General features: G+C 65.3%; 17 protein-coding genes and 2 pseudogenes. 8 read left to right on the top strand and 11 right to left on the bottom strand.

The annotated features are described in order from the left end of the window. The first annotated feature begins 81 nt into the window (after positions 1 to 81). Positions 82 to 249, top strand: a complete 168-nt coding sequence (locus ABQZ09_RS06295; protein WP_068835607.1) for a hypothetical protein — start codon at positions 82 to 84, stop codon at positions 247 to 249. A gap of 184 nt (positions 250 to 433) precedes the next feature. On the opposite strand, the gene ABQZ09_RS06300 is transcribed toward ABQZ09_RS06295, so the two are convergent. After that, the gene (locus tag ABQZ09_RS06300; protein ID WP_349776423.1) at positions 434 to 1,597 is read right to left on the bottom strand and encodes a zinc-dependent alcohol dehydrogenase; all 1,164 of its coding nucleotides are present in this window, start codon (positions 1,595 to 1,597) and stop codon (positions 434 to 436) included. Positions 1,598 to 1,852: 255 nt separating this feature from the next. Between ABQZ09_RS06300 and ABQZ09_RS06305 the strand changes: the two genes are divergently transcribed. Beyond that, positions 1,853 to 2,470, top strand: a complete 618-nt coding sequence (locus ABQZ09_RS06305; protein WP_184555765.1) for a DUF4142 domain-containing protein — start codon at positions 1,853 to 1,855, stop codon at positions 2,468 to 2,470. Positions 2,471 to 2,512: 42 nt separating this feature from the next. Further along, positions 2,513 to 2,695, top strand: a pseudogene (locus tag ABQZ09_RS06310) (DUF3606 domain-containing protein). Positions 2,696 to 2,800: 105 nt separating this feature from the next. Here ABQZ09_RS06310 and ABQZ09_RS06315 read toward each other — a convergent pair. The 6 genes and pseudogenes from ABQZ09_RS06315 to ABQZ09_RS06340 all read right to left on the bottom strand — a co-directional run bounded on the left by ABQZ09_RS06315 (position 2,801) and on the right by ABQZ09_RS06340 (position 10,759). Then, a complete protein-coding gene (locus tag ABQZ09_RS06315; protein ID WP_349776424.1) occupies positions 2,801 to 4,579 on the bottom strand; it encodes an ABC transporter ATP-binding protein in 1,779 nt (592 codons plus the stop codon). After that, positions 4,576 to 5,727 carry a beta-glucosidase gene (locus ABQZ09_RS06320; protein WP_349776425.1) on the bottom strand — a complete coding sequence of 384 codons (1,152 nt, stop codon included), beginning with the start codon at positions 5,725 to 5,727 and terminating at the stop codon, positions 4,576 to 4,578. Before ABQZ09_RS06320 ends, ABQZ09_RS06315 begins: the two co-directional genes overlap by 4 nt. A gap of 88 nt (positions 5,728 to 5,815) precedes the next feature. Then, entirely contained in the window at positions 5,816 to 7,000 is a 1,185-nt protein-coding gene (glf, locus tag ABQZ09_RS06325; protein ID WP_104579504.1) for a UDP-galactopyranose mutase, read from the bottom strand. After that, complete coding sequence (locus tag ABQZ09_RS06330; protein WP_349776426.1) at positions 7,000 to 8,184, bottom strand: glycosyltransferase family 1 protein; 1,185 nt, start codon at positions 8,182 to 8,184, stop codon at positions 7,000 to 7,002. The genes glf and ABQZ09_RS06330 overlap by 1 nt, the downstream gene beginning before the upstream one ends. A gap of 34 nt (positions 8,185 to 8,218) precedes the next feature. After that, positions 8,219 to 9,401 (bottom strand): annotated as a pseudogene (gene galE / locus ABQZ09_RS06335) (UDP-glucose 4-epimerase GalE). A gap of 491 nt (positions 9,402 to 9,892) precedes the next feature. Beyond that, entirely contained in the window at positions 9,893 to 10,759 is an 867-nt protein-coding gene (locus ABQZ09_RS06340; protein ID WP_039405849.1) for an SDR family oxidoreductase, read from the bottom strand. 231 nt (positions 10,760 to 10,990) lie between these two features. On the opposite strand from ABQZ09_RS06340, the gene ABQZ09_RS06345 reads away from it, so the two are divergent. Both ABQZ09_RS06345 and ABQZ09_RS06350 read left to right on the top strand, forming a co-directional pair. Further along, positions 10,991 to 11,632 carry a DUF6766 family protein gene (locus ABQZ09_RS06345; protein WP_349776427.1) on the top strand — a complete coding sequence of 214 codons (642 nt, stop codon included), beginning with the start codon at positions 10,991 to 10,993 and terminating at the stop codon, positions 11,630 to 11,632. 149 nt (positions 11,633 to 11,781) lie between these two features. Then, a complete protein-coding gene (locus ABQZ09_RS06350; protein WP_039405975.1) occupies positions 11,782 to 11,967 on the top strand; it encodes a hypothetical protein in 186 nt (61 codons plus the stop codon). A 145-nt stretch (positions 11,968 to 12,112) separates the two neighbouring features. On the opposite strand, the gene cydB is transcribed toward ABQZ09_RS06350, so the two are convergent. The 3 genes from cydB to ABQZ09_RS06365 form a co-directional block, all read right to left on the bottom strand. After that, entirely contained in the window at positions 12,113 to 13,135 is a 1,023-nt protein-coding gene (gene cydB / locus ABQZ09_RS06355; RefSeq protein ID WP_349776428.1) for a cytochrome d ubiquinol oxidase subunit II, read from the bottom strand. Beyond that, complete coding sequence (locus ABQZ09_RS06360) at positions 13,126 to 14,535, bottom strand: cytochrome ubiquinol oxidase subunit I (RefSeq protein WP_349776429.1); 1,410 nt, start codon at positions 14,533 to 14,535, stop codon at positions 13,126 to 13,128. The genes cydB and ABQZ09_RS06360 overlap by 10 nt, the downstream gene beginning before the upstream one ends. 250 nt (positions 14,536 to 14,785) lie before the next feature. Further along, positions 14,786 to 15,067 (bottom strand): hypothetical protein, encoded by a 282-nt coding sequence (locus tag ABQZ09_RS06365; RefSeq protein ID WP_047694764.1) that lies wholly within the window; start codon positions 15,065 to 15,067, stop codon positions 14,786 to 14,788. Between the two features lie 530 nt (positions 15,068 to 15,597). Here ABQZ09_RS06365 and ABQZ09_RS06370 point away from each other — a divergent pair. Both ABQZ09_RS06370 and ABQZ09_RS06375 read left to right on the top strand, forming a co-directional pair. Next, positions 15,598 to 16,878: a sigma-54-dependent transcriptional regulator gene (locus tag ABQZ09_RS06370; protein WP_184555780.1), complete on the top strand. Its 1,281-nt coding sequence runs from the start codon at positions 15,598 to 15,600 to the stop codon at positions 16,876 to 16,878. Positions 16,879 to 16,943: 65 nt separating this feature from the next. After that, a complete protein-coding gene (locus ABQZ09_RS06375) occupies positions 16,944 to 17,135 on the top strand; it encodes a hypothetical protein (protein WP_425511542.1) in 192 nt (63 codons plus the stop codon). Here the strand turns inward: ABQZ09_RS06375 and ABQZ09_RS06380 are convergent. Further along, positions 17,129 to 17,512 (bottom strand): response regulator, encoded by a 384-nt coding sequence (locus ABQZ09_RS06380; protein ID WP_047694768.1) that lies wholly within the window; start codon positions 17,510 to 17,512, stop codon positions 17,129 to 17,131. The two genes, ABQZ09_RS06375 and ABQZ09_RS06380, sit on opposite strands and share 7 nt — an antisense overlap. Positions 17,513 to 17,712: 200 nt before the next feature. Between ABQZ09_RS06380 and ABQZ09_RS06385 the strand changes: the two genes are divergently transcribed. Beyond that, positions 17,713 to 21,252 (top strand): CheR family methyltransferase, encoded by a 3,540-nt coding sequence (locus ABQZ09_RS06385; protein WP_349776430.1) that lies wholly within the window; start codon positions 17,713 to 17,715, stop codon positions 21,250 to 21,252. Positions 21,253 to 21,270 lie beyond the last annotated feature (18 nt).

Consider the following 21,270-nt stretch of genomic DNA (forward strand, 5'->3'; position numbering starts at 1 on the left):
CATGCGAAGACGGTTTTCACCTGTGCCATCGCTGCGGCGCCGTAGCGTGGGCAGTACCGATGCACGTCACAGGAGACAGGTATGAGCCCATCCAATCAGATTCCATCCGCACACGATCAGGCCACAGGCCACGATCAGGACCACAGCGACAAGAAGAAGCAGGACGCGCTGCAGGACGAGGCGGTGGAAGAAACCTTCCCGGCCAGTGATCCGGTATCGCCGTTCGTGCCTGCAAAACCGCTGGACTGAGCCGCTGCGCACAGACGCCGCCTGCGCGTTCTTGCGCGAGGCGGCATGTGCGCATCGCCCGGCATGCAAGTGTGCGGATGTCTGCGCAGCGAGTTTTACGCCGCATCGCACGGCACCAGGTGAGGAGCGAAAACAACAAAGGCGCGGCCGGTGACCGCGCCTTTGTTCGTCCGTCTGGCCGAGGTTACGGCGTCAACACCACCTTGCGGCAATCGTCCTGCTTCTTGTCGAACACCTCATAGCCGCGCGCTGCATCAGCCAGCGGCATGCGGTGGCTGATGATGGCGCTGGGCTTGAGATCGCCATTGCCGATGCGTTCGAGCAGATGCGGCATGTGCTTCTGCACGTGGGTCTGGCCCATCTTGAAGCTCAGTCCCTTGTCGAACGCGTCGCCGAACATGAAGGCGTGGATGAAACCGGCGTACACACCCGGCACGCTGACCACGCCGCAGCGCCGGGTGGCGGCGATGCACTGGCGGATCGCCACGCCGCTGCTGCCCTCCAGCTTCAAGTTGGTGAGCGTGGTTTCCAGCGCGCTGCCCTCGGCCTCGAAGCCGACCGCTTCGATACTGGCATCCACACCGCGGCCATCGGTCTGCGAGACGATCACATCGGCCGGGTCGTCGATCTCATCGAAATTGATCGGAATCACGCCATAGGCCTTGGACGCGAAATCCAGGCGATAGGCATGCCGGTCGACCATGAAGATGCGCTCGGCGCCGAGCATGCGGCAGCATGCCGCGGCCATCAGGCCGACCGGGCCGGCACCGAAGATCGCCACCGTGGAGCCTTGTTTGATCCCGGCATCGACCACAGCCTGATAACCGGTGGGCAGGATGTCGGACAGGAACAGCACCTGCTCGTCGTGCAGTACATCGGGCACCACCAGCGGCCCGACATTGGCCTTGGGGACGCGCACATATTCGGCCTGGCCGCCGGAGAGTCCGCCGTACAGATGGCTGAAACCGAACAAGGCCGCAGGCGGGCGCATGTCCTTGTGGTTGAGCGCGGCGCCCTTGCCGGTATTGGTGGTTTCGCAGGCAGAAAATTCCTGCAGCATGCAATGGAAACATTGCCCGCAGGCCACCACGAACGGAATCACCACCCGGTCGCCGCGTTTGACAGCGGTCACGTCCGGGCCGACGTCTTCGACGATGCCCATGAATTCGTGCCCGAGGATGTCACCATGCCGCAGATCCGGAATCTTGCCGCGGTACAGATGCAGATCCGATCCGCAGATGGCAGTAGCGGTGACGCGCAGGATCAGGTCATCGCGTTCCACCAGCACCGGGTCCGGCACGGTTTCGACCCGCACATCGCGTGAGCCGTGATAGTTGAGGGCAAGCATATCGATCTCCTGTTGAGCCGTAGGTTGCGGCAACGCACAACAGTGTTGGGGCAGGCGCGTTAAGGGCGTCAGCACGGTGCGTGGGCATGGCGTGCACGACGGCCGGCGGCCACGCGCCTTTGATGTGCAAGTCACGGCTGGATAACCCACGCGCTCGCACGCTGGATGTCCACGCCGTACTGCACGCGAGCCCGTCTGCAGTGGGCAAACCGACAATCAACGATCGCCAGACGGCGACCACTCAAGGAGACATGCATGGGACTTTTCAAGATGGTAACCGCCGGTGCCGTGGGCTATGTGGCCTACAAGGCGTGGCAACGCCGCCAGGGCCAGGCGAATGAAGGCGCACAGCAGGATCGGCAGAGTGGGCAGGCCGCCATTGGCGCAACGCCGCCGCACGGCGACCCGTTGCGCGACAGCGTGGGTGATTCGCGCGACCGCAAGCAGGCGCTGGGCGCACTGGCGATCTTCAACGAGCAGGAGCGCACGTTGGCGCAGCTGGCCGTGGTCAAGGGCGTGGAAGGCGAAGTGCTGGACTTTGCGCGCAAGATGGACGAAGCGCACAGTGCCGCACTGACCGATCTCAGCCGGTTCGCACCCGATCGCAGCGGCAGCCTGGGGCAGGCGGCGTCCGTGCGTTCCAAGGCCGCACGCGACCAGCTGGAATCGCTGCATGGCCAGGCGTTCGAAAAGCAGTACCTGCAGACCGCCATCAGCAGCCACGAGCAGGCGTTGACGCTACTCGATGCACAGCTGAGCAGCGAGCCTGGCTCCAGCGACCTGGGCAAGGAACTGCAGCGTGCACGCGAGACCATTGCCGAGCATCTGGAACATGCCAAGACCCTGAGCACCAAGCAGACCCCTCCGCACTGAGACGGGCCCGGACCTTTTGCAGGATCGAGAGCGGAGATCGCCATGGGCGAACCACAGGACGCAAACCGGCAACCCACCGACATGCACACGGTCAGCATCAGCGAGGAATAGGAGTTGCAGTACTGGGCGCGCGAATTGGGGATGTCCGAAGACGACCTCAAGAAAGCGGTGCAAGAAATCGGCAACGTCACCACCCAGCTACGCGACTACCGACCACCGCACTGAGCGGAGCGATGCACACACGACAGGCAGCCTCGGCTGCCTGTCGTGTGTGCGATGTTCAGTGGGATAGCACCCTGCAGCAGCCTGCAATCGTTGCCGCAGTGCGCACTAGGTCGCTGCGGACAGGGGTTGTTCGAAGCCGGCAGCCTGCCGCTGCCAGAGGCCATCGAACACACCGCCACGCCCACGCAGCGCTGCCGGTGCGCCGTCTTCCACCACGCGGCCGTCCTGTAACACCACGATGCGGTCGAAGCCGATCACGGTGGACAGGCGGTGCGCCACTGCCAGTACGGTGCGGTCGCGCATCAGGTGATCCAGCGCCGCCTGGATTTCCGCTTCCGACTCGGTATCCAGCGCCGAGGTGGCCTCGTCGAGGATCAGGATCGGCGCATCCTTCAGAAATGCGCGCGCAATGCCCAGTCGCTGGCGCTGCCCGCCGGAGAGCATCACCCCGCGCTCGCCGACCTGGGTGTCGTAGCCCTCCGGCAGCTGACGGATGAAGCCATCGCAGAACGCATGCCGCGCGGCCTGGTGGACCTCCGCGTCCCTGGCGTCGGGACGGCCATAGCGGATGTTGTCGCCGATGCTGCGGTTGAACAGCGCCGTTTCCTGCGGCACCACCGCGATCTTTTCGCGCAGGCTGTCCTGGCTGACGCCGCGGATATCCTGCCCGTCGATCAGCACGCGACCGGATTCCACATCGTCCAGACGCTGGATCAGCGCGATCAGGGTGGATTTGCCGGCACCGGACGGGCCGACGATGCCCACCTTCTGGCCGGCGGGGATATGCAGGTCCAGCCCATCCAGCACTGCCTCGCGTTCGGGATAGGCAAAGCGCACCTGCTCGAAACGCACATCGCCTTCGGCCAGCGCCAGCGGCGCATCCGTATCGACGATGGCATGCGGCTGCAGGATGATCTGCAAGGTGTCGGCGATCGCGCCCAGCTGCTGGGTGGTGTCCACCAGGGTCAGCGCCAGGTCGCGCGAGCCGTGCAGGATGCGGAAGGTCAATGCGCTGACCAGCACCACGTCGCCGGCACTGACCGCGCCACCGCGCCACATGCTGATCGCCCACAGCAGCATGCCGCCGGCCATCAGCGACAGGCAGACGTCGTGGATCACGCGGGCTTTTTCCACGTACATCCAGCTGCGCCGATGCGCGACCGCTTCGTGGCCGATCTGTTCGGCCAACCGCGCGCTCTCACGGTCGCGTGCGGCAAACGCCTTGATGGTCCAGACATTGGACACTGCATCCACCAGCTCGCCGCCCACCCGCGCGGCCTGCGCGGCAAACCGCTGATGCTTGGCACGCCCGCGGATGCCGAAGCTGGTGATGATGGCCGCCACCAGCGCAACAAAGCCGATCAAGGTAGCCGCCATGCGCCAGTCCACGGTGAACAGCAACACGACGGCTCCGATGAAATCCACGATGGGCGGCAGGATCTTCCAGGCCAGCCCGCCGTAGATCTGCCCGGCCGCCCCGCCAAGAGCGGAGATGCGGTTGCCCAGCGCGCCGGCAAAGTGCTCGGTGAAATAGCGCATCGGGTGGCCGGTGAGGTGGCGGAACAGGTCTACCCGGATATCCACCACGCTGGCCACCACGGTGCGGCACCCCAGCCAGCCGCCCAGCCGCCAGAACAGGTTTTCCACTGCAATCAGGCCGATGAACAAGCCCAGCGGCAGCCACACATCGGCGTGCTCGCGCTGTTCGGTGGCCATTGCATCGACCAGCATCTTCATGCCGTATTGCACCGTCACCGCGCAACCGGCCGCACCGATGATCAGCACCAGCAGGCCGCCGAAGTGCCAGGGACGTTGGCAGATGTAGTGCCACAGGAAGCGCGCCGGCGTATCCGGCAACAGGTCCGGCCGGGTGGATGTGCTCACGTGGCCATGTCCGCGAGCGGGAACTGCGGTGCACGCAGGCCGAAGCGGTCGTGTTCGCGCCTGAGCTGCGCCGCCAGGCGGGCATCGACGGGGCGCTGGCCGTGTTCATCGGCGTAGCCGAGCAGGCCGGTGGGGCAATGCCGGTAGTTGTCCCAGCCCGGGTAGTCCAGCACCGGATACAGGCAGATCCCTTCCATGGCCACGCCATGCTGCAGGGCCAGCGCCACTTCGTCGCAGACATGCGCAAGCCAGGGGGCGCGTTGGTCGGCCTCGGCGCCGGTTTCGGCCACGATCATCGGGCGTTGGTAGCGCTGCCAGAATTCGTCCAGGATGGCCGAGAACGCGCGGTGATCCGGCGAACTGCGCAGGATCGGTGTGCCACCGGGGTACCACTGGTTATCGGAGTAGTAATTGACGCCGATGATGTCCAGATACTCCGGCGCACCGCCCAGTCCCGGCCATTGCCGGCCGCAGACCATGTCCCAGGCCTCAAATTGCGCCAGGCGCAGGCGTTCGGCTTCGCGGCGCGGGCCGGGGCGGTCGTTGGGGGCGGCCACATGGATGGCCGGATCCACCTGCACGAAGCGTGCACGCGGCTCGACCCTGCGCACCGCATCGATGGCCGCGATGGTGGCGCGCACCAGCTGGTGCTTGAGCTCGAACCCGCGCCCACGTGCCATCGGATGCATGCGCGCGTGATCGCCGCCATTCCACGCCCAGAACGAGATCTCGTTGAGCGGCGCATAGAACGGCACCGCATCGGTTTCATTCCTGATGCATTGCGCGGCTGCCGCGGCAAACCGTGCGAAGCGCTCGACGAACTGCGGGGTCCAGATGTCCACATCGTCCGGCCAGCCGTAATGGCACAGGTCCCAGACGACCTGGGTGCCGGTGGCCTGGGCGGCATGCAGCATCGGCAGGAAGCTGGACCAGTCGTAGTGGCCGGGACGCTGCTCGATCAGATGCCAGCGCAGGCCGTCGCGTGCGGTGCGCAGACCGTGCGCGCCGACGGCGGCATAGTCGTTGGCCGCCCAGCGGTCGTGCCGGGTGCCGGCCAGCAGATCCAGTCGGCGGCCGTCGCGACGGCGATGGCTCGAACACTCGAACCCCGCCATGAAGAAACTGTCGAACACTGTGGGGGTGTGCATCTACCATCCTGCTGCACGCGCACCGCTGGTGGCGGCATCGCGTCGATAACGGCCCTGCAGCGGGACTGCTGCAGGGCAGGGGAGCCAATCAGACCGCCAGCGCGGCCGGCGCGTGCTGCTCGCGTTCTTCGATGCGCTTGTACACCGCCAGCGCCTGGCCCACCACCTGATCCATGTTGTAGTACTTGTAGGTGCCCAGGCGCCCCAGGAAGGTGACATCGGGCGTTTCCGCTGCCAGCCGCTCGTAGCGGCGGTACAGCTCGGCGTTCTCGGCGCGCGGGATCGGATAATACGGGTCGCCCTCGGCCGACGGGTATTCGTGGGTGAGGCTGGTGCTGGGATGCTGCTGGCCGGTGAGATGCTTGTACTCGGTGATGCGGGTGTAGGCCACATCCTCGGCCGGATAATTGACTGTCGCCACGGCCTGGAACCGTTCCTGCTCCACCGTGCTGTGTTCAAAGCGCAGCGAGCGGTACGGCAGTTTGCCGTAGCAATAGTCGAAGTATTCGTCCACCGGACCGCTGTATACCAGCTGGTCGTACTCCAGCTCGTCGCGGATCTCGCGGAAATCGGTATTGAGCATCACCTTGATGTTGGGGTGATCGAGCATGCGCTCGAACATGCGCGTATAGCCGTGCAGCGGCATCTGCTGAAAGGTGTCGGTGAAATAGCGGTCGTCGTCATTGGTGCGCGTGGGCACGCGCGCAGTCACCGACTTGTCCAGCTGCGATGGGTCCAGGCCCCACTGCTTGCGCGTATAGCCACGGAAGAACGTCTCGTACAACTCGCGCCCCACCTGGTTGATCACCACATCCTCGCTGGTCCGGATGTCCGCCACCGGCTCGGCGCGGCTGGCCAGAAACGCCGCCGCCTCGTCCTCGCTGGTCAGCTGCAGGCCGTACAGGCGATTGAGCGTGGTCATGTTGATCGGAATCGGCACCTGTTGCTCGCCCACCTGCGCGAGCACGCGATGTTCGTACGGGCGCCACTGGGTGAAGTTGGACAGGTAATCGACGATGCGCTGTGCATTGGTGTGGAAGATGTGCGGGCCATAGCGATGGATCAGCACGCCGGCATCGTCATGAAAATCGTAGGCGTTGCCGCCGATATGCGGGCGCTTGTCGACCACCAGCACGCGCTTGCCCAGCCCGGCGGCCAGGCGTTCGGCGAGCACGCTGCCGGCAAATCCCGCACCGACGATCAGGTAATCGAAGCCGCGCCGCGCCCGGGTGCGCGGTGGCGTGCCGTGGAGGGTGGCGCTGCCGTGAGGCATCACTGGTTCCAAGAGAGTGTCTCCTTCATCAATGCGTAGGTGTGATCCCAGGACATGTCGCCCAGCACCTGGTCGGCGGTCTCGTACAGGCGCTCGGTGTCGGCGTTGTCCTGCAATGCGGCCTCGCAGGCGGCAACGAAGGCGTCGGCCGTGTCGGCAATGCGCACCACGCCGGTATCGCCATAGGTGCGTACCACGTCGTGGATGGGCGTGGACACCACCGGGCAGCCGCCGGCCAGGTATTCGGGCGTCTTGGTCGGGCTGATGAAGCGCGTGGACGCGTTCATCGCAAATGGCATCAGTGCCACGTCCCAGCCAGACAGATACGCAGGCAGTTCGTCATAGGTCTTGCCGCCCAGGTAATGGATGTTGTCCGCGCGCGGCAGCTCGGAAGGGTCGATCTTGACCACCGGGCCGATCATCACAAACTGCCAGTGCGCGCGCTGCGCAGCCAGGCTGCGCAGCAGCGCGACATCGAAACGCTCGTCGATCACCCCGTAAAATCCGAGCCGCGGATGCGCGATGCCGGCCTGATCGGCGGGCTCGGGTTGCGGCGCGCGTGCGGCGGCAAAATGCGCCACGTCCACGCTGCTGGGAAAGGCATGCGCGTTGCCATGCAGTGCGCGTTTGGCCTCCCAGATGCTGTAGCCGCCGGTAAACACCACGTCGGCACGTTGCAACAGCGTGCGTTCGTATTCGACCAGCGCCGGCGGCGCACCGCGGAACGCCGACAGCTCATCCATGCAGTCGTACACGGTGATGCGCGGCTGCAGATGCGCGCTGAAGCCCAGGCTCATCGGCGTGTAGTACCACAGCAACAGATCGGCGACGCCCAGTTCGGCCAGGTAGCCATCCAGCAACTGGCGTTGCACACGCACCGCCGCCTCGCCCTCGCAGCCGGCCGGCAGGCGCGGTACCAGCACGTGCACGCCGCCGTCCTCGCCACGCACCTGCAGCCATGGGGTGGGCTCGTCGCAGGCGATGGGTTCTTCCCAGAACAGCACGTTGGCATCGTGCGCAAAGCGCGACATCAGATGCTGGGGGCGCTGGTAGACAAAACTCCAGCGCAGGTGCGACAGACATAACAGCGTCGGCCGGCCTGGATCGAACTGCGGTGCGCTGTCGGAAGCGACGGCACGGCGTGTTTTGCCGATAGCGTATTGAACCTGACCTGCCCAACTCATGAAATGCCCTCGCTAGGAAAGAAGTGACTGCGCCTCAAGCGCGGGACAGGCCGTCGGCAAGGACCAGCGCGCGTGTCGGCTCGCTGCGGCGGCGCGTATCCGGCGCGGGCAAGGCACGGCATGCCGGGGCCCCCAGCTCACGCGCTGCATCGCGCCCGGGCGATGCGGACGGCATGGCAGATGGCGTGCGTTGCCGCGCAAGGCGCGAGTTGGCGTAGCCCTGTGGATGCATCGACTGCCAACGCCAGGTGTCGCGGCACATGCGGTCCAGGTCGTACTCGGCCGTCCAGCCCAGCAGCCGGTTGGCCAGTGCGGTACTGGCGAAGTACACCGCCACATCCCCCTCGCGGCGCGGCACGATGCGCAGTGGAATGCGCCGGCCACTGGCACGCTCGAACGCGGCCGCCACCTCGCGCACGCTATAGCCGCGCCCGGTGCCCAGGTTCACCACCAGGCCCGTGCGCTCGCGCTGCAGGTAGTCGATGGCATCCACATGTGCGCGGGCCAGGTCCATCACGTGCAGGTAGTCGCGTACACCGGTGCCGTCGTTGGTGGGGTAGTCGTCGCCGAAGACCTGCAAGGCGTCGCGACGACCGACCGCTACCTGCGCAATGTAGGGCATCAGGTTGTTCGGCACCCCGCGCGGATCCTCGCCGAGGTAGCCGCTGGGATGCGCGCCGACCGGGTTGAAGTAGCGCAGCAGCGCGGCGTTGAACTCCGGCCAGGCCGCACTCAGGTCGCCGATCATTTCTTCCATCATCAGCTTGGTGCGGCCATACGGGTTGATCGCCTTCAGCGGTGCGCTTTCCTCGATCGGGCTGGTATTGGCGTCGCCGTACACCGTCGCCGACGAACTGAACACCAGGTTGGCCACCTTGGCGGTGCGCATCGCGCGCAGCAGCGCCAGCGTGCCGGTCACGTTGTTGTTGAAGTACAGCAAGGGTTCGCGGACCGATTCGCCCACCGCCTTGAGCGCGGCAAAATGCAGCACCGCCTCGATGCGTTTGCTGCGCATCAGCTCGGCCAGCTCCGGCGCGCGCACATCCATGCAGTGGAACTTCCGGCCGATAGCCCATCAGGTACTGCAGATGGTCGAGCACGCGCTCGGATGAGTTGCTGAGGTTGTCGACGATGCACACCTCGTGACCGCGCCGTGCCAGTTCGACGCAGGTATGCGAGCCGATATAGCCGGTGCCGCCGGTGACCAGAATTCTCATAGTTGTCTGCCTTGTGGGGAGCGCGGATGCGCTGGCCTGCCTATGGCGCGGATGCACCACCTCGCATGTCTCGATGCGTGTTGCGTGATGTCGCGCCAGCCGTGCAGAGCACCTGTGCCACGCACATCGGCGGGCAGGTCTGGGCAAGAGGAAGGGGTGTGTGCATCACTGTCCAACGCCACCCACGGTAGGCCGCGGCGCGTGAGAACCGTCGCAGCGATGGGTGTGTGCCACGCGAGTGCGACGTCGACCGGAACCTCATCTGCACGGTGCGTTGACGATCGCCCGTGTTACGCGACCGACCGATGCAGTGCAGGTCGCGCAGGCCGGCGCTGCACACCGGTTTTGTGGTCGAGACGGCCGGCGTGATCGAGCGCGCCGTGTGCTTGGCATGACGTTGCGAGCAACCGCGACCGGGTGGAATGAATCTCTGCAGACACAAAAAAGCCCGCATCACCTCATCGGTAATGCGGGCTCTGCTACGCGCAGCGTCAGAGCGTGACGGCGCCGCCGGCGATGGTCAGCAAGGTACCGGAGGTGTAGCTGGCCGTGTCGGACGCCAGCATCACGTAGGCCGATGCCAGTTCCACCGGCTGACCGGGCCGGCCCATCGGCGTTTGCGAGCCGAAATTCTCCACCGACTCATCGTCCATGCCGGAGGGAATGAATGGGGTCCAGATCGGCCCCGGCAGTACCGCGTTGACGCGGATGTTCTTCTCCGCCAGCACGCCGGCCAGGCCGATGGTGAGATTGGCCAGCGCCCCCTTGGTGGCGGCATAGGGCAGGATGTTCGGCGTGGGTTTCTTGGACTGCACCGACGCGGTGTTGATGATGGAGCCACCATCGGTCATCAACGGCGCAGACAGGCGCACCAGGTTGAACACGGCATGCACGTTGGTGTCGAAGGTCTTGCGCCATTCGTCCAGCGTGATGTCCTCGAAGGTTTCGAAATACTTCTGATAGCCGGCATTGTTGACCAGGATGTCCAGCCCACCGAAGGTGCTGTTGACCTTGTCGATCAACGCTGCCGCCTGGCTCGGGTCGCTGATGTCGCAACCGACCAGCAGCGCCTTGACGCCGGCCTTTTCGATCAGCGCGCCGATCTTGGCCGCATCTTCCTGCTCATCGGGCAGGAACGCGATTGCCACGTCTGCACCTTCGCGGGCGTAGGCAATGGCCACCGCCGCGCCGATGCCGCTGTCGCCACCGGTGATCAGGGCACGCTTGCCCTTGAGTTGCCCGTGACCGACATAACTGTCTTCGCCATGGTCCGGACGCGGGTCCATCTGTTCGGTGCGGCCGGGGAAGCTCTGCGGCTGCGGCTTGAAGGGCGGGCGCGGATAGTTGGGTACGGGCATGGTCGTCTCCTGACGGTTGCGGTGGAAGCTCGGGTTGGCGGCCAGTGTGGACACACAGACGTAAACATCCGGGTGAGGCGATGTCAGCAGCGCGTGTGCTGGCAGCCACACACGCGCCGCTGCATTCACGCCATCGGTCGTACCGCGCAACGCACTGGTGGTGCTTGACCAAACCTTCATGCGCTTTTGCCGGGAGCACTCGATACTGCGCGCATCTGCAGGAGGTCACCCATGTTCTTTCGCCGTAACGGGCTGTCGTTGTGTCTGCTTGCGTTGACGCTGTTCTTTATCGGATGCCAGGTCTACGCGGGTCTGCATGCGTATAACGCGGAACTACGCGAACAGGGGCTGCCCACCTTGCAGCTGGCGGCCTATCTGCACAGTCCGCACTTCATGTCTGCGCTGTTCGAGAACTGGGAGAGCGAATTCCTGCAGATGGGCATGTACGTGCTGCTGACCGTCAAACTGCGTCAGGTGGGGTCGGCCGAATCGCGTCCGCTCGATCCCGACGAGGAGCGTACCGAGATCAAACCCGGCACCGCGCCATGGCCAGTACGCGCAGGCGGCGTATGGCTAAGGTTGTACGAGCATTCGCTTGCGATTGCGTTCGGCGCGCTGTTTCTGATGAGTTTTGTGTTGCATCTGATCGGCAGCTGGCGGCTGGAGCTGCTGGAGCGTGCGCAGAAAGGCTTGCCGCCGATCAGCGTGTTCGCGCATTTCACCGACGCCGGCTTCTGGTTCGAGTCGATGCAGAACTGGCAAAGCGAATTCCTGGCGGTGTTCTCGCTGGTGGTGTTGACCATCTGGCTGCGGCAGAAGGAGTCGCCCCAATCCAAACCGGTGCGGGCACCGCATTCCCAGACCGGCGGGTAACCGCAACGACGCCCTCGCGGAGCGCCGCCAGGCGGGCGCGGCCGTTGGTGTCGATGCGCACCACTTCACGCCGTCACCCGGCGGCGTTCACCGCGTTGCAATGCGCGCCTGCCTAGGTTGGGGCCACGACGAACGCGCAGGAGATGAACATGGGTAGCGAACCGAAAAAGCCCTGGGGCCCTGACGATGATCAGAGCAAGCCGTTTACGCCGCAGGAAAAGCGCAACGAGAACGTGGAGTGGAAGGTGCACGACATGCCCGACGAGGACCCGGATGTGAACAAGGCCGACCCCGAGCACGATTACGAACGTCCGGACGGCTCGGAAAAGCGCTGACACCACCCAGCATGCACGGTGCCCGCAGATGCGGGCACCGTGCGTTTTGGGCGCATCGCCCGGCGCCATGCCTGCAGTACCCGGGATCGATGCACTGCGGCCACACCCAGCGACGACGCTCAGCGGCCGCACTTAGCGGCCACGTTTAGTAATGGTGGTGATATCCCACATCGGCCGCGATCTTGCCGCGGAACACGCGGTACGACCACACCGTATAGCCCAGCACCAGCGGCAGCAGCACGATCAGGCCGACCATCGGAAACATCTGTGACGAGGTGGGCGCGGCCGCCTGCCAGATGGTGTAGGTCGGTGGTACCAGATATGGCCACATGCCCAGCACCAGCCCGATGAAGCCCAGGACGAAGATGCCCAGCGTGAGCAGGAAGGGCACCGCATCATGGCGTGAGCGGTCGCTGCTGCGCCACAACGCCAGCGCCACCGCTGCGGTGACCACCGGAATCGGCGACAGCCACCAGAAGTTGCCATGCGCGAACCAGCGCGCCATCACGTGCGAGCTCAGAAACGGCAGCCAGGCGCTGACCAGCACCACAAATGTCACCACCACCCCGACCAGCGGCTTGGTGAGTTGCCGTGCCAGGGTGTGGGTGCGGCCGTCGGTCTTGAGAATCAGCCAGGTGCTGCCGAGCAGGGCGTAGCCGAACACCAGCGCCGCACCGGTGAGCATGGTGAACGGGCTGAACCAGCCGAATACCCCGGCCGTGTAGCGGCCGTTGTCCAGCGGCATGCCTTCCACAAGCGCGCCCAGGATGATGCCCTGTGCGAAGGCGGTGAGGATCGAGCCGCCGATGAATGACAGCGTCCACAGCCGGCGCGAGCGCTGCGCCTTGAAGCGGAACTCGAACGCCACGCCGCGAAACACCAGCGCCATCACCATCAGCAGCACCGGCAGGTACAGCCCCGACAGGATCACCGCGTAGGCCGCCGGAAAGGCGGCGAACAATCCGGCCCCGCCAAGCACCAGCCAGGTTTCGTTGCCATCCCAGATCGGCGCGGCGGTGTTCATCATCAGATCCACCTCCTGCTCGTCGCGAGCGAACGGTGCCAGCATGCCCAACCCCAGGACGAAGCCATCCAGCACCACGTACATCAGTACGCCAAAGCCGATCACGCCGAACCACACCACCGGCAACCAGTAGCTCAGTTCCATGGAGTGTTCTCCTGTTCCAATGCGGTATCTGCTGCCGACAGCGGGCGCGCCGGCGTGTGCTCGCCGCCGGCCACATCCGGGCCGTCGCGGCTGGCTTGCGGGCCCGCACGCACCAGCTTCACCAGATAGAAGATGCCGAACCCGAACACGAAGGCGTAGCCCAGCACATACACCAGCAACGACACCGCCACGGTGGCGGTGGACTGCGCACCCACCGCGTCGGCGGTGCGTAGCAGCCCATAGATCACCCACGGTTGCCGCCCGATCTCGGTGACGAACCAACCGGCCACCAGCGCGATGAAACCGGCCGGCAGCATGACATTCCAGGCCAGCACCAGGGCCCTGGCATGCAAGCGCCCGCGCCACCAGGCAAGCGCAGACACCCAGGCCAGCAACAACATCGCCATCCCCAACCCCACCATGATGCGGAAGGCGAAGAACACCGGCGCCACCGGCGGTCGCTGATCGCGCGGCACCGCGGTCAACGGCGTGATGTCGCCATCGGTCGTGTGGGTCAGGATCACGCTGCCCAGCCGCGGGATCGCCACCTCGTAGTCGTTGCGCTCGGCCTCGGCATCGGGCACGGCAAACACCACCAGCGGAACGCCGGCGCCATCAGCCTGCCGATGCCAGTGCGCTTCCATCGCCGCCACCTTCAAGGGCTGATGTTCGAGCGTGTTCAAGCCATGCTGGTCGCCGACCAGCACCTGGATCGGCAACACGATTGCCGCAAACGCCACCGCCAGCCGCAACATGCGCGCCGCAGCGTCTGCATGCAGGCCCCGACGCAGGTAATACGCCCCCACGCCGCCCACCACGAAGCAGGTGGTGATGAACGCGCCCAGCGCCATGTGCACCAGACGATACGGAAACGAGGGGTTGAAGATGATCTGCATCCAGCGCACCGGCTGCACGATGCCGTTGACCATCGCGTAGCCCTGCGGTGTATGCAGCCAGCTGTTGGATGCCAGGATCCAGAACGTGGACACCAGCGTGCCGATCGCCACCATGCAGGTGGCAAAGAAGTGCAGCTTCTCCGAGACGCGTCCCCAGCCAAACAGCATCACGCCCAGGAAGCTGGCCTCCAGGAAAAACGCGGTCAGCACCTCGTAGCTCAGTAGCGGCCCGATCACACTGCCGGCGATGCGGCTGAGTTCGGGCCAGTTCGCCCCGAACTGGAATGCCATCACGATGCCGCTGACCACACCCATGCCGAAGGACACCGCAAAGATGCGCAGCCAGAAGAAATACAGCCGCTTCCAGAGCGCATCGTGCGTGCGCAGCCAGCGCCACTCCAGAAACCCGAGCAGATTGGCCAGCCCGATGGTGAACGCGGGGAACAGCACGTGGAACGAGATGACAAAGGCAAACTGGATACGGGATAGCAGCAGCGCTTCCACAGGGGTCTCCCTAGTGCCGGGTGCGCGTGAGCGCGGTCAGGTGGTCACGGCGTAGTGGTCCGGGCGGGCGCGAGATGACACCGGGGCATGTCGTTGCCGTCTGCATGGGGCGCCGCGCGCGCCGTCGGGGCGTCTGTCGCCAGCGTGCGCGCATGCGACCGCAAAAAGCGTGACGTGCCGCACCGGACGCAGCCGCAACGCAGGGAATCGGCGGTGACCGCGCAAGGACCACACCGCAGCGCCGGCGACCTCAGGCGCTGCGCAGATGACGCAGGCAGCGTGGCGCCAGCCAGTCCGCCAGTGCAGCGTTCATCGAACCCGGGGTCAGGCACAGCGCATCGCGGACTGCCTTGATCGCCTCCTGTTCGCTGAGCTGCGGGCGGGCGTTGTAGGCCGCGCACACTGCGCGCACGGTTGCATCGGGCACGCCGTCGAATGGGTAATACCCGAGCTGTCCGCGGCGGTGTTCGCCGCGCCAGTACTCCAATTGGTCTTGCACATCGGCCGGGCGATGTGCGGAAACTGCCTGCATGGGACACCTCTTGCGACGCGATGGCGCCAATGTCTGCGGCAATATGGAACAGGCACGTGAGCACGCCGTGCACACGCTCTCCACACTGTGTGCGTAGGCTGTGGGTAACCCAGCGGGCCCGACATCGTCATTGAACGGGCTGTTCCGGCTGCACCTGCGGCCACCCGCGTCGGCGCCGGCCACATCCCGTCGCCCTGCAACGCACCAGCGAGCTGATCCACTGGCTCGATCACACGACCTGACGCCGACGACGCGCTGCAGCAGTCGCAAACCTTGCCCTGTTTGGCGTTTCGACACTCCCGGTACGGCGACCGAACCCGACCATGACCCTTGGCACTGGCAAATTCCAGCGCAGCCGTGCGTACTTCGGGCACATCATTCCGGCGAGCTCGACTTGGGGAGGAGCGCCGTATCATCACGATGGTCGTGGCCGCAACGTGCAATCCCGTGGTGACGCGCAGGCGCTTTTTTCGCGCCGCCGTCACAATTCTCAACTGAACATGTATTAGTCATTGCGGACAGAAGCGCTCATGGACCGTCTTTCCTGCGCCATCATCGACGACGACGTGGAGTTCTGCGATCAGGTGGTGGAGTTAGCCACCGATAGCGGCTTCCGTGCCAAGGGCATCCACACCCTTGGCGAGGCCAGCCGTTGGCTGGACAGCAACTTTCCCGACCTGCTGGTCGTGGACGTTGGCCTGCCCGACGGCAGCGGTTTCGATCTCATCGAACGGCTCGACCCGGACCACACCCCCCAGATTGTGGTGGTCTCGGGCGATTACGCCTACGAAACCCAGGGCCGCGCACATCAGTTCGGTGTCAGCGAGTTCCTGACCAAGCCGTTTGCACCCGAGCGCCTGGAGCGGGTGCTCGGTGGCCTGCGCGAAGCGCAGCAGGGCAACCTTGGCATCGTCGGCAACAGCGACAGCATCGTGATGCTGCGCAAGGACATCGTGCGAGTGGCGCCAACCGATCTGAATGTGCTGGTGACCGGCGAAACCGGCACCGGCAAGGATCTGGTGGCGCGTGCCATCCATCGGGTGTCGGGCCGTCGCGGCCGCTTCGTGCCGGTCAACTGTGGCGCGATCCCGGAAGAGCTGCTGGCCAGCCAGTTGTTCGGTCACGAGCGCGGCAGCTTCACCGGTGCCGATCGCCGCCATGCCGGATTTCTGGAGCAGGCGGCGGGCGGCACGCTGTTTCTGGATGAGATCGGCGAGATGCCCAAGCGGCTGCAGGTGTATCTGCTGCGCGCCATCGAGTCGCGCAGCTTCATGCGCGTGGGCGGGAACGAAGAGATCCCGCTGGACGCGCGCGTGGTGGCGGCCACCCATCAGCATGTGCAGCGCGAGCAGGCGGTACTGCGCGAGGACCTGTTCTATCGCCTCAACGAGTATCCCATCCAGGTGCCGCCGCTGCGCGAACGGCGCGGCGATGCGCGCGTGCTGGGGCTGCGGGTGATCGACGAACTCAACGTCAAGTACGGCAAGCGCAAGCTGCCGACCAAGTCGCTGCTGCGCTATCTGGCGTACCACACCTGGCCGGGCAACGTGCGCGAGCTGCGCTCGTTCATCCACTATCTGTATCTGCGCTCGGACGGCGATCTGCTCAGTGCACCGGATGTGGAGCAGACCGTGCCGCAGGCCGACGAAGACGGGTTGCTGATTCCGGCCGGCTGGACCATGCGCCAGGCCGAGGACGCCATGATCGAGTCGGCGCTGGCACGCACGCGCTTCAACAAGAAGGCGGCCGCACGCGAGCTGGGGATCAGCGTGCGGACCCTGCACAATCGCCTCAGCGACAAGGACGCCTAGTGGTCGACGCTTCGCAGGGACGGCGGCGCGAGCTGCTGCATCAGTTGCGCAACCGGCTCAATGTGATGGGCTTTGCGTTGTATGCCTTGCGCAGCGAGGCATCCAAACCGCTGGAGACGCTGCGCAACGCGCATCAATCGGCCACCGAACTGCTCAACCAGCTGGGCGAAGAAGAACGCGCGCAGCACCGGGCCGACGGCCTCCAGGCGGAGATGCCGCCAGGCGACATGTCCCGCAACGATGCCGCCGGTCAGTGATGCTCGGCCGCTTGCGCCTGGTCGCTCAATAGCGTGGTGATGGTGCGCGGGTTGTAGGGCTTCATGCAGTACGACAGATGCGCAAAGCGCGGCGGCAAGGTGTAGCGGTCGTAGCCGGAGCAGAACGAGAACGGCACGCCACGCTCGAGCAAGGCGTCTGCCACCGGAAAAACCGCCTGCCCCCGCACGTTGACGTCCAGCAGCGCGCCATCGATGGCCTGGCCCGAGGCAACCAGCGACAGCGCTTCTGGGACGTTGCCCACCGGCCCCACCACACGGACACCGGCTTCCACCAGCAGGTCGTTGAGCGATTCGGCCAACAGGTAATCGTCTTCCACCACCAGGATGCGACGGCCGTTGAGCGGATTGTCGAGCATGTGACCTCCTGAGCGACGCGCGATCATCCGATGCGCGGCACATGGTGCGCGCAGCGGCGGTTAACGCAGTGCGTAAGCAGGCACTTCCAAGACCGGTCCGTGCAAGGCAGCCGGCACACCTGAGGTTTGCTGCAAGTGCCGGGTGTGCGCGATCATCCCGGCTTGCGCTTGATCACCGGCGCCGACGATACGACGCGGACATGATCGAAGACGACGCTTTTCCCGACGACACCGTGCCGGAGTCCTCCAGGCACGCGCCATTGTTCATTCTTGGCGTGGGTGCGGCCGGCCTGGATGCCACACGGCTGGCCGAGCTGCTGGACGCGGTTGCAGGCGCGGCCAACCTCACGGTCATGCTGCTGCTGCGCGATCGGCAACTGCTCGACCCGGTCCGCCTGCGCGAACTGCTTGGCGCGCAGGCCAGTCTGTTGCTGGTGCCCGAAGATGGCGACCGCCTGCAGCCGGGGCGTTTCTACCTGCCGCCCGACGGCACCGTGGTCACCCTAGAAGAAGGCTGCCTGCGGTTGCGGCCGCTCAATGGCGAAAGCGAGCACGGCCTGATCGACGGCTTCTTCGTGTCGATGGCGCACGACCAGGATGGCAACGTGATCGGTCTGATCATGGGCAATACCGAAGGCGACGGCACCCTAGGCACCGCCGCGATCAAGGAGTGCGGCGGACTGGCGCTGGCGGTGGACGACCCCTCCCTGCACGAACTGGATCTGCGCAGCGCCAGCAACCCGGCTGCAATCACCGACGACATCCTGCCGTTGCCACGGGTGGCTGCGCGTATCGCCGCGCACATGCAGCGCCACCACAGTTTCGGGCATGCGCTGCCGGTCGGCGTGCGCAACGGTAGCGAAAACGATCAGTTGAGCCAGGTGGCCAGCATCCTGCGCAACACCACCGGGCACGACTTCCACGGCTACAAGCGCGCGACCTTCCTGCGGCGGGTGCAGCGCCGCATGCAGGTGGTGCAGGTCGAGGCGCTCGAGCACTACCTGGATGTGCTGCGCAACCGGTTCGACGAACCGCTGCTGCTGTTCAACGATCTGTTGATCGGGGTGACCCAGTTCTTCCGCGATCGTCGCGAGTTCGAGTTTCTCGAAGAGCAGGTGATTCCGCGCCTGTTCCAGGGCAAGCACCTGGGCGATCACCTGCGCGTGTGGGTGCTGGGATGCTCCACCGGCGAGGAAGCCTATTCGCTGGCGATGCTGCTGCGCGAGCATGCCGAAACGCTGGACGCACCACCGCGCATCCAGATCTTCGCCAGCGACATCGACGGACGGGCACTGGCCACCGCGCGGGTAGGGCGCTACTCGTCGAGCATCGTCGGCGAAGTGGCACCGGAGCGCTTGCAGCGCTGGTTCGTCAAGGAAGGCGATACCTACGTGGTGCGCAAGGAGCTGCGCGAGCTGTGCGTGTTTTCCCAGCACAGCATCGTCAAGGACCCGCCCTTCTCGCGGCTGGATCTGGTGTCCTGCCGCAACCTGCTGATCTATCTGGATGCAGAGCTGCAGAACCGGGTGATCCCGATCTTTCATTTTGCGCTCAAGCCAGGCGGCTACCTGTTCCTGGGCAACGCGGAAAACGTCTCGCGGCACGCCAAGCTGTTCGCGCCGGTGGAGCGCAGCTTTCGGGTGTTCCAGAAGATCGATGCCGACAACCGTGTGCATGCCACCTTCCCCACGTTGCCGCACGCGCCCACCAGCCGGGTGCCGGCACCGCCGCAGCCTCAGCGCAGCTCCAGCAATGCGCTGGTGCGTGCCGGCGAGCGGATCGCCGACCGTTACGCACCGGCGTATGCAGTGCTCGACGAGCATTTCGACGTGCTGCATTTCTCCTCGCAGGCCGGGCGCTTCATCCGTCCCGGCGGCGGCGCGCCCAGCCTCAACCTGGTCAACCTCATCCATCGCGACCTGCGACTGGACCTGCGCAGTGCGTTGACCCGCGCCGAAGCGGAAAAGGTGCCGGTGCAGATCAGGGGCATCCAGATACACGAAGATGCTTCGGCATGGGCGGTGGATTTGTTCGTGGAGCCCACCTCCGATTCGGAAGTACCGCGCGGCTATGTGGTGCTGTTTCAGGAGGTGGAAACGCGCGAGTTGCTGGAGCTGACCGGCGCGCGCGATGCGGCTGCCGACAGCGGTCACGTGCAGGTGCTCGAGAACGAGCTGCGCATCACCCGTGAACGGCTGCAGTCGATGATCGAGGAGCTGGAGAGCACCAACGAAGAGCTCAAGTCCTCCAACGAAGAATATCAATCGCTCAACGAGGAACTGCAGAGCGCCAACGAGGAGCTGGAAACCTCCAAGGAAGAGCTGCAGTCGGTGAACGAGGAAGTCACCACCGTCAATGGCGAGCTGGCGCACCGCGTGCAGGAGCTGGCGCACGCCAACAGCGACCTGAAGAACCTGCTGGAAAGTACCCAGATCGCCACGGTGTTCCTGGACAACGACCTGCGCGTGACCAACTTCACCCCGGCGGTGACCGACATCCTGCCGCTGGTGGAAAGCGATATCCACCGGCCGATCAGCCACCTCAAGCTGCATGTGGCCTACGATGAATTGCAGGACGATGTGCGACGGGTGATCCGTACCCTGGCCGTGCTCGACCGCGAGGTCGAGAACCCGTCCACGCGGGCGCGCTACATGGTGCGCGTACTGCCGTACCGCACCGTGGACAACTTCATCGGCGGCGCGGTGCTGACTTTCATGGACGTCACCCCGCTGACGCGCGCCGAGCGCGCGCTGCGCGGCAGCGAGCAGCGCCTGCGGACCCTGATGGAAGGCATCCCACAGCTGGTCTGGCGCTCGCTCGATGGAGGCCACTGGACTTGGTCGAGCCCGCAGTGGTCCAGCTATACCGGGCAAAGCGATGCCGAAAGCCTGGAGCTGGGCTGGTTGCAGGCGGTGCACCCGGATGAGCGCGAGCTCACCATGAACGCGTGGCACGCCAGTGCACGGACCGGCGGGCTGGATGTGGAGCACCGCCTGTTCAATGCGGCCGAGCGTGGCTATCGCTGGTTTCATACACGCAGTGCAGCGGTGCGTGACGAGCGCGGCCAGGTTCTGGAATGGCTGGGTACGTCCACCGAATCGGACAACCTGCGCAGGTTGCAGGAACAACAGCGCGTGCTGGTGACCGAGCTGCAGCATCGCACCCGCAACCTGATCACCGTGGTGCAATCGGTGGCCAAGCAGACCATACAGAGCAGCCACGACATGCCGGACTTCGCTGCCAAGTTCGAGGACCGGCTCTCGGCGCTGTCGCGCGTGCAGGGACTGTTGTCGCAATCGGACAACGAGCCAACCACGATCGGTGCCTTGCTGCGCATGGAGCTGGATGCGCTGGGCGCCGTACCGGATCAGCATCGCATCATCGTCGATGGCCCGGATGTGGCCTTGCGCAAATCCACCGTGCAGACGCTTGCGTTGGCGTTGCACGAGCTGGCGACCAACGCGCTCAAGTACGGTGCGCTGGCAGTGGACACCGGCACCTTGATGATTCGCTGGGATGTGGTCACGACTGACGAGATACCGTCGCGCCTGGTGTTGCAGTGGATCGAGGAAGGTGCCAACCAGCAGCTGCGCGACGACCGCGACAAGGCCGGCGGGTTTGGGCGCCGCCTGATCGAAAAAGCGCTGCCCTACAGCCACGGTGCGCAGACCCGCTACGAGCTCAGCGACACCCGGCTGGAGTGCGAGATCCAGCTGCCGCTCAATCCCGTGAATGGGTAAGCGGGCGGGCATTCGCTG

Source organism: Xanthomonas sp. WHRI 6106 (genome assembly GCF_040202405.1).
Classification (GTDB): Bacteria; Pseudomonadota; Gammaproteobacteria; order Xanthomonadales; family Xanthomonadaceae; genus Xanthomonas; species Xanthomonas cannabis.

Coding starts and splice junctions, on each gene's coding strand:
- ABQZ09_RS06295 (WP_068835607.1), top strand. CDS start 82: ATGAGCCCATCCAATCAGATTCCATCCGCACACGATCAGGCCACAGGC.
- ABQZ09_RS06340 (WP_039405849.1), bottom strand. CDS start 10,759: ATGCCCGTACCCAACTATCCGCGCCCGCCCTTCAAGCCGCAGCCGCAG.
- ABQZ09_RS06330 (WP_349776426.1), bottom strand. CDS start 8,184: ATGAGTTGGGCAGGTCAGGTTCAATACGCTATCGGCAAAACACGCCGT.
- ABQZ09_RS06345 (WP_349776427.1), top strand. CDS start 10,991: ATGTTCTTTCGCCGTAACGGGCTGTCGTTGTGTCTGCTTGCGTTGACG.
- glf (WP_104579504.1), bottom strand. CDS start 7,000: ATGCCTCACGGCAGCGCCACCCTCCACGGCACGCCACCGCGCACCCGG.
- ABQZ09_RS06375 (WP_425511542.1), top strand. CDS start 16,944: ATGGGCTTTGCGTTGTATGCCTTGCGCAGCGAGGCATCCAAACCGCTG.
- ABQZ09_RS06305 (WP_184555765.1), top strand. CDS start 1,853: ATGGGACTTTTCAAGATGGTAACCGCCGGTGCCGTGGGCTATGTGGCC.
- ABQZ09_RS06385 (WP_349776430.1), top strand. CDS start 17,713: ATGATCGAAGACGACGCTTTTCCCGACGACACCGTGCCGGAGTCCTCC.
- ABQZ09_RS06320 (WP_349776425.1), bottom strand. CDS start 5,727: ATGCACACCCCCACAGTGTTCGACAGTTTCTTCATGGCGGGGTTCGAG.
- ABQZ09_RS06370 (WP_184555780.1), top strand. CDS start 15,598: ATGGACCGTCTTTCCTGCGCCATCATCGACGACGACGTGGAGTTCTGC.
- ABQZ09_RS06380 (WP_047694768.1), bottom strand. CDS start 17,512: ATGCTCGACAATCCGCTCAACGGCCGTCGCATCCTGGTGGTGGAAGAC.
- ABQZ09_RS06365 (WP_047694764.1), bottom strand. CDS start 15,067: ATGCAGGCAGTTTCCGCACATCGCCCGGCCGATGTGCAAGACCAATTG.
- ABQZ09_RS06300 (WP_349776423.1), bottom strand. CDS start 1,597: ATGCTTGCCCTCAACTATCACGGCTCACGCGATGTGCGGGTCGAAACC.
- cydB (WP_349776428.1), bottom strand. CDS start 13,135: ATGGAACTGAGCTACTGGTTGCCGGTGGTGTGGTTCGGCGTGATCGGC.
- ABQZ09_RS06350 (WP_039405975.1), top strand. CDS start 11,782: ATGGGTAGCGAACCGAAAAAGCCCTGGGGCCCTGACGATGATCAGAGC.